Origin of the sequence: Granulicella sp. S190, from assembly GCF_009766095.1 — a bacterium.
In the GTDB taxonomy this organism is placed as follows: Bacteria; Acidobacteriota; Terriglobia; order Terriglobales; family Acidobacteriaceae; genus Edaphobacter.
Map to the genome: position 1 here is coordinate 177015 of NZ_LMUD01000040.1, position 10927 is coordinate 187941.

A 10927-nucleotide genomic window follows, 5' to 3' on the forward strand; every position below is an offset into this window, starting at 1 on the left:
CGGATGGCTTGAGGTGAATAGTCGAATACCGTTCTGAGGATGGGTAACGGGATGTCGGCTTCTCGGCAGTTGCGGCCAGATGAAGAGAAAAGGCATTTAGGAGACAAATTCTCAAAATGGACCCTATTCTGGGTCAATGAGTGCATCGGCCGGAATGCGCCAATTGAGTTTTGGCGGCGGCGGTATCACTAAACACGGGCCGATTCGTGAGGATTAATATTCCATCTCGGGCGCACGATTCAGCTCCCACATCCGATAGCATTCGTTGATCGTACGGATCGAGCGCAGGTAGATCTTTGGTAGGAGGAGATGCCGGTATATCTCGGCATAGCGTTTACGATTCTCGGGTGTTACGACTCCGATGTGGTGAAGCATCGCGAGCTTGACGCTATCCTGCCCGCCATCGAGTGCACCAAACCTTCTTCCGTCAAAAAGTGTCCTGCGGACGTAACGAAATAAGCTCGCGCCTGTGGAGATGTCCATCAGGATCACCCCTGTCGCACGCTCGAAGCGTTTGGGGAAGAGCTTCGAATAGTTTCCGTCCATCACCCATCGGTCGTTTGCGATTGCCTCATCATGCAGGGCGACAAACTCGTGTGACGGACGCACTTTCCAATCAGTGTGGGGAAGGTGATGGAGGTGATCCAGATGGACTGCTCTTAGTCCACGCTTTCTGGCAATGGCAGCGGCAAGTGTGGATTTGCCACTATTCGAGGGACCCAAAATGCAGATGCGTTCTCCGAGTTCTTCTAAGCGCATGAGCTGACCTCGCCATCGACTCCAAGCTAACCGCAAGGCCAGCTTTCAGAAAGTTTACCGCCCCGTCAGACTGGTCTGGCGCTGCCATCGCCAGCAACATTTGTAGCCGGCCGTTATTACACAATTACCTGCTACAGAGACGAAGAAAGATTCGGCCCCATAAACGCGCTCCTGTTGCCCGATGGTTCCTTGTTCCCGCGGAGTCGCATTTTCGGCAAAGTCGACTGTGTGCTTCCTGGCCTCGTCCCCGCCGCTCAAAATCTAACTTTTCCGGGAAAGCCCTTAGAAGCTTGGACGGCTGCGTTAGGCAGCTTTTCCAGCAAACCGTTTCGGAGAACACCCCACGGCCCTGGTGAACGATGTGCTGAACGCGCTCGGCGACTGAAATCCTACAGCCAGCGCAATCTCGCTGATGCTTCGTGTTCCGCGTCGCAGTTCATCCTTCGCCACGGCCATCCGCCAATGCATCAGGTATTCAATCGGTCCCACACCCAGCACGCCCTTGAAGCGTGTCGCAAAACCCGACCGCGACACGCCGCACAAACGCGCCAACTCCGCCACGCTCCACTCGTGCGCAATCTCGCCATGCATGGCCAGCAGCGCGCTTGCAATGGCAGGATCAAGCAAGCCGGCAATCAACCCCGTCGACCGGTCATCCGCCTTCGGCGTCTCACGCCGCAGCATCTCCACCAGGATGAGCTCCATCAACCGCGCGATAATAAACTCGCTGCCCGGACCCGGCTGCAGGGTCTCCATCTCATTCAACTTCAGCAAGGACCGCACGCGCCACGACGACGTATCGTCCGCCGCAACGTGCAGCAGCGACGGCAATAGCTCCCATAGCAAGCTCTCATTCGCTGTATCGAAAACAAACCGCCCGCCACGCAGCGTCACCGGCGACTCCGTGCCTTCGCCAAGCTGCAGCGAGACACTCTTCGCTGCCGCCACCAACTCTTCGCTGTCTTCCGGCTCCATCGTTGGGTCTGAGGTGAGCACAAACGGCGTCGAGGTATGAATCAGAACGAAGTCGTCCGGCCGTAGTAGCACCGGCGCAAGCTGAGGCCGCAGCAGGTGACACTCGCCCCGCTCCACGCGGCAAAACAGCAAATCGTCGCGCTTCCGAAACGCCAACCCCCATCGACCAAAGCCCTCAATTTTCGACCACAATGTGGCCCGTGGTCGAAGCAGTTGCACAACATCGAGAAACGGATCCATGCATCTAGGATGCCCCGGCTTGCGGCTTATTTGTGGGCTTTAGATAAATAATTTCGGCGTTTCAACTATCGACCGTACAGAAGTCCCGGCCTACCTTAGGGACAGAAGGAGAACCATCATGACCAATCTACAAGCATTGAACGTCTACCAAAGCTACGTGGAAGCCTGGAAGCCGATTCCCGACGCGCAGCGGAAGAGCATCCTCTGGGAAGTCTTCGACGAGAACGTGGAATATCTCGTGCCGGAGTACGTCGGAGGCACCAGTGCAGCAATCGAAGACATGGAGCGCTTCCAGAAGCAGTATCCTGGTGCCCACTTCGACATCGAAAACGTCTCCACGCATCACGAGGTCGCCCTGTTTATGTGGGTGCTCATACTTCCTGACGGAAAGGTCACGGTGAAAGGCCACGATTGCATTCGCTTCTCACCGGCCGGCAAAATCGTAAGCCTGCTCACGTTTGGTCCAGCGTCCCCGAAGTCATAACCAGCAAGCCCGTAGCGAAGCTGCTGCGGGCTTTGTCATTGTCGTTGCCTTTCTTGTTTGTCATCCTTGAGGAGGATCTGTTCCTGGTGCTAAATCGCCGGGTCACTCGCCGACACAGACGAAGCTGGAAACGTGCATCGCCTTGATATCGGCAGTTGAGAGCCCGCGCTTCTGCAATATTCCTGGACACTGGCCGACATACCACTCCTAATTTGCTAGAGAGGAGGAGCAGGACGAAAAATCTGACGCACTGTCTCTCTAAGCCACATATGCAGCGGATCGCTTTCGAAGCGTGGGTGCCAGACCATGGAGTATCGTATCGGCGGGATCTCTTTCGGCGCTTTCAGACTTACCAAATCATGAAGCGCTGCCACTGGGGCTGCGATGCGGGCAGGTATCGTTAACGCCAGGTCTGTCGTTTCCAGCATGCGAATTGCCGCGAGGAAGTAGGGAAGGTGAACAGCCAGACGGCGCTGGAAACCCGCTTCTCCAAGAGATCGGTCGATGAGGCTCTGTTGGTTGGATTGCGTTTCTACGGATATATGCCGAAAGCTTAGATAGTCCTTCATTGTGAGAGAGGTTTTCGGATGTTTTAGCTTACGGCCGAGAACGCACACGAAGATGTCTTTGAACAGAGGCTCCACACGAAACGTCGAGGGCACGGACAGTGGACTCAGAATCAGGTGCGTTGTCACGAGCCCGCTCTCTTCATGGAACCGCTCATGCCACGGAACTGCCTCCAGCGTAATCCCGGGCGCAAGCCGTCCACAGATTTCCGCAAGTGGTGCCAACACGACGCTGGTTGCATAGTCGTTCATCGCCAGGCGGATGTGTCCTTCGCTTTGGGCCGGAGAGAAGGTCTCTCCCGCCCAAAGTCGAGCCAGTCGAGGCATCACTTGCGCCAGTTCGTCGAGCAGTTCACTGCCGCGTGGTGTCAACTCATATTTACGTCCCACTCGTACCAGCAGTTCGTCTCCGAGTTCCGAACGCAGGCGGTCCAGCGCGCGGCTCATTGCGGATTGGCTGAGATGGATGCGCTCCGCGGCGCGGGTGACATTGCGCTCATGAAGCAAGGCCTTGAGAGGTATCAATAGGTTCAGGTCGATGTTTCGGAATTGGACTTTGCTCATGCTTCGAGTGCATACCTCCCATTCCAACAATGCATGGTGCGACTACAATCCCAGAATACTCCAATCGAAAAGGAGAAATGCCCATGCAAGACAAACCCGTAGCTCTGGTCACTGGTGCCAACCAAGGAATTGGTCTTCAAATCGCAAAAGTTCTCGCCGCACATGGTTTGACTGTGTTGGTTGGGTCTCGTAATTTCGAGAGCGGCGAGGTCGCGGCCAAGGAGGTTGGGCCCGACGCCTACGCTCTTCAACTCGACGTGACAAATCAGGCTTCGATCACCACCGCAGCGGCGCGTGTTCGCAGTGAGTTTGGTCGCCTCGACGTGCTCATCCAAAACGCGGCGATCTCGAATACGAACAAACTGCCCGGCCAATCCGTCGCAGAATATGCAGCCATGACCCGCCCGAGCAACGTGGCCCTCGATGAAATGCGCGCGGTGTGGGAGACCAATGTGTTCGGCGTTCTTGCCGTCTACCAAGCGATGTTGCCGCTTCTACGCGAAACGCCGAACGCCCGCATTGTCAACGTGTCGAGCGGCGTCGGCTCGCTGACGACGAATTCGGACCCGAACTTTCATTGGCGCTCGATCTTCGGCCCCGTCTATCCCGCGTCGAAGACGGCCCTCAATGCGTTAACGGTCGCCATGGCGCTTGAGTTGGAACCGGAGGGGATCAAGGTTAATGCTGTCTCTCCGGGTTTCACCAAGACGGGCCTCAATGGATATGCGGGTACCGAAACCGTCGAGCAGGGCGCTGCAGAGGCAGTGCGCGTTGCGCTGCTTGGTCCGGATAGCCCGACTGGAACTTTCACGCGTTGGGAGAACGAAACGATTCCGTGGTGACGGGAAATCCCGATCATCGAACCGCTAATAACCGCTTTGACCGCACACCGACAGACGAAGGGACACTTTCATGAAATACCGCACGCTAGGCCGGACCGGCATCAAGGTTAGCCCCTATTGCTTGGGCGCGATGATGTTCGGCGGCATCGCCAACTCCGATCACGACGACTGCATTCGTATCATCCACAAGGCCTTGGATTTCGGCATCAACTTCGTCGACACCGCCGATAGGTACAGCAACGGCGAGTCGGAGGAGATCGTCGGTAAGGCGCTGAAGGGCCGTCGCCACAATATGGTGCTGGCCACCAAGGTGAACGGCGCCATGGGCGAGGATCCGAACCATCAGGGCAATTCGCGCCGCTGGATTACGCAGGCGGTGGAGGCGTCGCTGCGCCGTCTGCAGACCGACCACATCGACCTTTACCAAATTCACCGGCCCTCTCCCGATACCGACATCGAGGAGACGCTGTCGGTGCTTACCGACCTGATACGCGCGGGCAAGGTCCGCGCCATCGGGTCATCCACCTTCCCCGCTTCCGAGATCGTGGAGGCGCAATGGGTGGCGGAGCACCGTGGCCTGGCTCGCTTCCGCACCGAGCAACCACCTTATTCGATTCTCAACCGCAGCATCGAGCAGGAGGTTCTGCCGGTCTGCCAGAAGTACGGGATGGGCGCGCTAGTCTGGAGCCCACTTGCAAAGGGTATGCTCACAGGCCGCTACCGGAAGGGCCAGGCGCTGCCAGAGAGCCTGCGCGTCAAGGTGTTCCCCAAGCAGATGTCCGACGAACGTAACTTGGAGGCGGTCGAACGGCTCATCCCAATCGCGGAGCGGGTTGGGCTATCGCTGACGCACATGGCGATTGCCTTTGTGATGGCTCATCCCGGTGTGACCTCGGCGATCCTCGGCCCACGAACGATGCAACAGTTGGACGATTTGCTCGCCGGGGCCGAAGTGGCCCTCGACGACGAAACCCTGGACCGGATTGATGAAGTCGTTCCGCCGGGGACCGACGCCGGACCGATGGGTGCAGTCTATGCGCCGCCGACAACGACTCAGGCGAGCTTGCGGCGTCGTGCAGATCGGGTCGCAGTTTGACCGAAGTGCTGGGACTTGCGATCTCTGGGATTCCCTCGATTTACGCTAAATCGCGAAGGCCCTCATCGAGCCCCATGATTACTTCCGACAATGTATGGTCCGCCGCGCGACTGCAAGGGGGGAAGTTTGGTCGAGAAGACAAGTCTGCGCAAATGTATTCGGCCTTTATGTGGAGATCGTTTCTCCTGGCCATGATGAGCTGCGCGCGTATCCATCCTTATAAGCCGATCGGACGTTGAAGCCCATTGTCGGAACCAAGCTGTGGATACACCGTTGTGACTGTTCTTTCGTCCTTGCTGACCCTGTGCAGACTTCGGTGGAGAGCTTGTTCGTCGTCGTGGTGCGGGAAAGTGGGAGCGCGTAGCGCTTCCAGGCCGAAGGCGTCTTTTCCGCGCCCGTTATGCTGGCACAGCTGCTGGCCTGTATTCGTTGCCGCTCGACAGCACTGCCCAGGCGATCCGAGCAATCTTGTTCGCCATGGCCACGATGACGATGTTCTTGTGAGCCCTGGCATCGAGCCGATCGAGCCACGCACCGATGGGTGCTCTATCGCGCTTGATCCGCAGCACGGCTGCTCGGGCGCCATGAATGAGTATCTTGCGGAGGTACACGTTACCGCGCTTGCTGATGCCCAGCAGCCTGGCCTGGCCTCCGGTTGAGTACTGCCGTGGCACGATGCCGAGCCATGCAGCGAACTCCCGGCCCTTACGGAAAGCAGCACCGTTGCCGATCGCCGCAACGATCGCTGTAGCGACAACCGGTCCGATGCCTGGGATCTTCCGGATGCGCGTGCAGCCGGCATCCGCAGCGGAGATCCGTTCCAACGCATCGCCAAGCTCCTCGATCTGCTGATCGACGATCTTCCACTCCTCCCAGAGAACGTTGATGAGGTTGCGCATCATGGGGGTGAGGTCAGCTTCTGCGTTCTCCCGGACGTCTGCCATCGCGGCCTTGAGTTGGGCTGGCCTCTTCGCGAATACCAGGCCGCGTTCCAGCAGAAATGCACGGATCTGGTTGATCACGGCTGTACGCCGGGACACCAGCCGGTCGCGAACGCGGTGGATCGCTTGCAGGTCCAACTGGTCATCGGTCTTGATCGGTACGAAACGCATGTTCTTGCGCTCAACGGCTTCAGCAATCGCCTCGGCATCGATGAAGTCGTTCTTGTTCGACTTCACAAAAGGCTTCACGAACTGCGCTGCGATCAGTCGCACCTCAAGGCCCTGCTTGCGCAGTGCCCGGCCGAGGAAGTGAGCGCCCGAGCAAGCTTCCAGGCCGATCAGCTAAGTCTGCAGGTTGGCGGTGTAAGCGAGCAACTGCTTCTGAGTAAACTTCTTCTTCACCAGCACCTTGCCCGAAGCACCCAACGCCACAAGGTGAAACGTCGTCTTGCCCAGGTCGATGCCAATCGAATGTATCTGCATAGCGATGATCCTCCTGTCACAGCTTGCTCCCAGCGATCACCTGCTGGGGATGAAAAACAAGCGGCGGACCATCTCATTAGCCGACTTAAGATAACTTATCTCTAGGTCCGAGCATTCTTCACAGGACTAGCTGGGCCGTGGATTGAACTGAAAGCAAGAAGCGAAAGTCTTCTCTAAGTGTTCGATGAAGATGCGAACTTTGGCGGACATTCGGCGACTCGCGGGCCGCACGGCAAGGATTGGCACTGTCCGTTCAAACGGAGAGAGTAGACGTACAACTGTACCTTCTCTGAGTTCTGCAGCGAAGAGCCATGCTGGTGCCTGTGCAATTCCCAAATGCTCAAGGACACCCATTCTCATCTATTCCATATCGCTGGTTCGAAACACACCCGTGGGGATAACACGCTTCATCTCTTGTCCGGCCCCAAAGCTCCACGGCTGGACGGAATCTCGCTCAACAAAAACGACAGATCGAAAGCGCTTAAGATCCTCCGGCGATTCCGGTGCACCGTAGCGTGCGAGATATTGAGGAGTGGTCGAGCACATAGTCGCGTACTCCCCTGCTGATCGCGCTTACCTGTAAATTGGCTGCGATGAACTCGCAGGCCAGGCAGTCCTCACAATAATACGGCTCCTATTTAATCTTGGTTCCTAAAGCGAAAATCATCAGAAGGCAAAGCGACCACCGATCGTTGGAGCAAGGTTGTTGTTGTGGAGATATGGGACGCCCGGGCCATGAGGAATGGCGATGGCCAGACCGCCGCTCACGTAGGAATGCGCAACTCCGGCAAAAGCGTCAAAACGCTTGGTGAAGTGATGATCCGCATATCCCGACACCTCGTTGAGGGTGCCCGCGCAGGAAGCGCGGAAACCGGCTTCGGCTGAGCAGGTCTTCGGAACTCGGAAGTCGTTCTGCCGCTGTTGATACCAGGCAAGCGTGAAGTCGGTTTTCTTGCGGTAAGTGTACTTTGCACCAGTCCACCAGATCTGCAGCAGCTTTTCAGAATCAAGATTATTGTCTTCGACCCCGCTCAAGATATATCCGCCCTGGTCCGAGGCACCAACGCCCAGCGGGTCCTTCGGGTTATTCTGCCAGATGTATTCGTAGCCGCCATAGAACTTGAATGCATCCCACGTATACTTCACGGCGCCTATAACGCCGTTGTTGTCGGTCACGATGCCATATAAGGTGTTATTCGTATCGATCAGATTTACCCCAGTGATGGGGTTTGTATTGATGCTGTTCGTGGTCGACTGAAAGGATTGCGTCGGACTCTGAGGCCCCAGCAGGGGATTCAATACGCTGATCGCCTGGTTGTAATGTTGGAAGACGAGGTCGGCAGATAACTTGCCGTGTTCTCCTCCGAGGTCGAATCCATAGGCGTTGTTATGCGCCGACTCCGGCGTACAAGTGGCAGCAGTCCAGGTTGCGGAGGCCGAGTAGCAGCCTCCATTGCCATCGGCGAATTTATACGTCGCGCCGAAGTGGGCCGGCCCATAGGTCAAGCGGTACTTCAAGGTGGAGTCCCAACGGCTGTCCTCGGTGTCGCCACCGCCAGCCATCGTGCCGTTATACCCGATATACGAAAAGGCATAGCCGCCGTTGCTCGGATCGTAGTTGAGCATCAGATCGGTACCGAGCGCGCGCTGACGACCGAAGGTCAGCGTGCCGAAATGTGTGGACGAGATACCGCCATAAATTTCGTCATTGAAGGGTTGGCCCGCCCGTGCGCCGTCGATGGTGTACGAATAGCTGGCCCTGGGAAGTCCGTTGTTAATGATCTGGGTCTTCGAGGCGTCGGCGAGGAGGCCGGACTGTGGATTTATGCCAGTTGAAGCGTTGAACACAACGGACCAGCCAGGCAGAAACTCTTCCTTGCCCCTGATGCCCAGCCCCGTCTGCTGCAGGTTGTTCGGTGCGACGAGGAATCGATGTTGATAGCCGTTTCGGTTTACCAGGGATGCGCCTTCATAGTTGTAGCCGTTCTCCGGTAACCCGTGGCTGACCCAACCGACGCCGACGTCATACGAACCATATAACGTGATGCCGTACCAGGTCAGCGCGCAATCGGTGGCGGCGAACTCACGGCCGCTCGCGCAGGCGTCGGTGGTCTTCGCCTGCATGTGAATGTCGACCGCGGCATCCTGGCCAGCCGTCACGCTGATTCCTGTGCGCGTTCCATCGGCGAAGCTTTGCTTTGTGGCCCGGACCACATAGCGTCCGACAGGAACCGCAACTATTTCATAGTGACCTGCCTCGCTTGTGACAGCACTTCGCGACACTCCTGTGTCAGCGTCGTTTGCTGTGACAGTCGCCCCCGCGGCGACCCCCCCGGTTGAATCGGTGACCCTGCCAGACAAGGTTGCTAATGCCTGCGCTCCTGCAAAAACGGAACATAGGCACCCCAAGCATGTAACCAGCACGAAAGAGCGGAAGACTATAAGCTTCATTGCGGCCTCATCGAGTCATGGAACAAGCGAATTATTGGATCTTTCTAAAGCTGGAGTTTTGTGCGCATTAGCACGCAACAAAGCGCCTCGGTAATGCGTTCTTGAATAAAGAAAATGGTGAGTTGCATTACAAATCTCCTCCCGGCTGGAAGGCGAGAATAAGTTATCGGTTCACGCCGTGACGGGGAGCATTCCCCGATCTAAACGAATTAAACCGTTAATGTCAACCGGATCTAGTCGGGTAGAACGATCATCACTTCGGTGGATTTGACCAGAGCGATAGCGATCTGCCCGCTCTTCAGGCGCAACTCCCGCACCGCATCCGCTGTGATAATCGAGGTAATTCGCTGATCCCCTACTGCAAGTGTGATCTGGGCGAGCAAACCGCTGATCTTAATTTCGGTGATTCGTCCAGTCAACTGATTACGGCCGCTTACACGCCGAAACATGTGACGTGTCTTCTCAGGCTTCCCCTTGACGGAGGACCGAGGCAGTAGACGGTCGATTTCAGCTTCGGGAATTCGATGGTGTCCACCCGGCGTTTGAACACTCTTCAGTTTTCCGTTGTAAATCCACTGTTTCAGCGCCTGGTAGCTGACACCGAGCACTTGGGCTGCCTCGCGAGGAGTGTAGAGCTTGGGCATAAAATAGGCCACCTCGTTGAAGATTGTTGCCTCGCATTGGCCGCGACAACGCCTCACCCTATGGAGGATACCCCAAGGGTTATGGTCCCCGTTGCTTTACTCTTCGGAACTATCCACTCTTCCTGAAGCACAGCTTTCTGAAATGACAACGCCAGCCGTTGTGGTCGCGGGTGATCGCGATATCGGCGTGACCCACTATCTGACGATGCGTGGTGCCGACTAGTCTGCGGTGTCGCAGGCTGAGTTGAACCGGCTGGGTGCGGGCGTTCCTGTTGGAGCGGATCCGCAGTTCCGCCGCCGGTATCCTCCACCTCCGCCTCCGGGATACTACGGTCCGGCTTACTACCGGCCTTACTAGGGATTGGAGGGAGCGATTTCGGCTCTCTCTATTACCTTCCGGTGTGAATTCGATGCGCCCGTGAACCAGTTTCGACTGGTTTGCGGGCGTTTTCGCATGCGCCTCTCCACACTTTCGTGGTGTTTTCGTGGCTCGCGGCCTGTCGGTTCAGGACAATCTCCGCTTTTCGCTTCGCTTCAGGAGAGGTTCTCCGACAAGACAGGACCCTCCCCCCTCCCCCTGATGGGTATCCTGGACGCAAGTGCTTTTGCTGCAACAGTTTACAGGGGGTGAGTGTCTGTAAAATATTCCATTCAAAGGACTTAGCTGCAAAATATTGTATCCAGGAGGGTTAGCTCTGTTGTAAGGGCTTGAGAGGTGCGATATCTGTTCTACTAACCATTATAGGGAGCCAGAGATAACTCATGCGCCACGCGATTGTTCAACGCTGATGCGGGTGTTTGCGTGTTGTGGACTTGACACGGCGTTTTGCTGGTTCTTCGATGGTGTTGTGCCGCAAGCTTTGGGAGGAGTGGGTCGATCCT

General features: G+C 56.8%; 11 protein-coding genes. 3 read left to right on the plus strand and 8 right to left on the minus strand.

Annotated elements, in window-relative coordinates; genetic code table 11:
• Positions 1-213 precede the first annotated feature (213 nt).
• Positions 214-609: a hypothetical protein gene (locus GSQ94_RS18740; RefSeq protein WP_254063983.1), complete on the minus strand. Its 396-nt coding sequence runs from the start codon at positions 607-609 to the stop codon at positions 214-216.
• 453 nt (positions 610-1062) lie between these two features.
• Complete coding sequence (locus GSQ94_RS18745; protein ID WP_158945380.1) at positions 1063-1974, minus strand: AraC family transcriptional regulator; 912 nt, start codon at positions 1972-1974, stop codon at positions 1063-1065.
• Between the two features lie 118 nt (positions 1975-2092).
• Between GSQ94_RS18745 and GSQ94_RS18750 the strand changes: the two genes are divergently transcribed.
• On the plus strand, positions 2093-2458 hold the full coding sequence (locus GSQ94_RS18750) for a nuclear transport factor 2 family protein (protein ID WP_158945381.1): 366 nt from the start codon (positions 2093-2095) through the stop codon (positions 2456-2458).
• Positions 2459-2673: 215 nt separating this feature from the next.
• On the opposite strand, the gene GSQ94_RS18755 is transcribed toward GSQ94_RS18750, so the two are convergent.
• Entirely contained in the window at positions 2674-3588 is a 915-nt protein-coding gene (locus GSQ94_RS18755) for a LysR family transcriptional regulator (RefSeq protein WP_158945382.1), read from the minus strand.
• A gap of 83 nt (positions 3589-3671) precedes the next feature.
• Here GSQ94_RS18755 and GSQ94_RS18760 point away from each other — a divergent pair, with 83 nt between their 5' ends.
• Entirely contained in the window at positions 3672-4430 is a 759-nt protein-coding gene (locus GSQ94_RS18760) for an SDR family NAD(P)-dependent oxidoreductase (protein ID WP_158945383.1), read from the plus strand.
• Positions 4431-4500: 70 nt separating this feature from the next.
• Positions 4501-5526 (plus strand): aldo/keto reductase, encoded by a 1026-nt coding sequence (locus GSQ94_RS18765; RefSeq protein WP_158945384.1) that lies wholly within the window; start codon positions 4501-4503, stop codon positions 5524-5526.
• A 398-nt stretch (positions 5527-5924) separates the two neighbouring features.
• On the opposite strand, the gene GSQ94_RS18770 is transcribed toward GSQ94_RS18765, so the two are convergent.
• The 5 genes from GSQ94_RS18770 to GSQ94_RS18785 all read right to left on the minus strand — a co-directional run bounded on the left by GSQ94_RS18770 (position 5925) and on the right by GSQ94_RS18785 (position 10045).
• On the minus strand, positions 5925-6809 hold the full coding sequence (locus GSQ94_RS18770) for an IS110 family transposase (protein ID WP_371417572.1): 885 nt from the start codon (positions 6807-6809) through the stop codon (positions 5925-5927).
• On the minus strand, positions 6810-6950 hold the full coding sequence (locus GSQ94_RS21555) for a hypothetical protein (RefSeq protein WP_254063984.1): 141 nt from the start codon (positions 6948-6950) through the stop codon (positions 6810-6812).
• A gap of 126 nt (positions 6951-7076) precedes the next feature.
• Positions 7077-7310, minus strand: coding sequence for a LysR substrate-binding domain-containing protein (locus GSQ94_RS21955; protein WP_371417566.1), 234 nt, complete (start codon positions 7308-7310; stop codon positions 7077-7079).
• 306 nt (positions 7311-7616) lie between these two features.
• Entirely contained in the window at positions 7617-9401 is a 1785-nt protein-coding gene (locus GSQ94_RS18780) for a carboxypeptidase regulatory-like domain-containing protein (protein WP_254063985.1), read from the minus strand.
• Positions 9402-9634: 233 nt separating this feature from the next.
• Entirely contained in the window at positions 9635-10045 is a 411-nt protein-coding gene (locus GSQ94_RS18785) for a helix-turn-helix transcriptional regulator (RefSeq protein WP_158945387.1), read from the minus strand.
• Positions 10046-10927: the final 882 nt, after the last annotated feature.

Coding starts and splice junctions, on each gene's coding strand:
- GSQ94_RS18745 (WP_158945380.1), bottom strand. CDS start 1,974: ATGGATCCGTTTCTCGATGTTGTGCAACTGCTTCGACCACGGGCCACA.
- GSQ94_RS18750 (WP_158945381.1), top strand. CDS start 2,093: ATGACCAATCTACAAGCATTGAACGTCTACCAAAGCTACGTGGAAGCC.
- GSQ94_RS21955 (WP_371417566.1), bottom strand. CDS start 7,310: ATGAGAATGGGTGTCCTTGAGCATTTGGGAATTGCACAGGCACCAGCA.
- GSQ94_RS18785 (WP_158945387.1), bottom strand. CDS start 10,045: ATGCCCAAGCTCTACACTCCTCGCGAGGCAGCCCAAGTGCTCGGTGTC.
- GSQ94_RS18765 (WP_158945384.1), top strand. CDS start 4,501: ATGAAATACCGCACGCTAGGCCGGACCGGCATCAAGGTTAGCCCCTAT.
- GSQ94_RS18760 (WP_158945383.1), top strand. CDS start 3,672: ATGCAAGACAAACCCGTAGCTCTGGTCACTGGTGCCAACCAAGGAATT.
- GSQ94_RS18780 (WP_254063985.1), bottom strand. CDS start 9,401: ATGAAGCTTATAGTCTTCCGCTCTTTCGTGCTGGTTACATGCTTGGGG.
- GSQ94_RS21555 (WP_254063984.1), bottom strand. CDS start 6,950: ATGCAGATACATTCGATTGGCATCGACCTGGGCAAGACGACGTTTCAC.
- GSQ94_RS18755 (WP_158945382.1), bottom strand. CDS start 3,588: ATGAGCAAAGTCCAATTCCGAAACATCGACCTGAACCTATTGATACCT.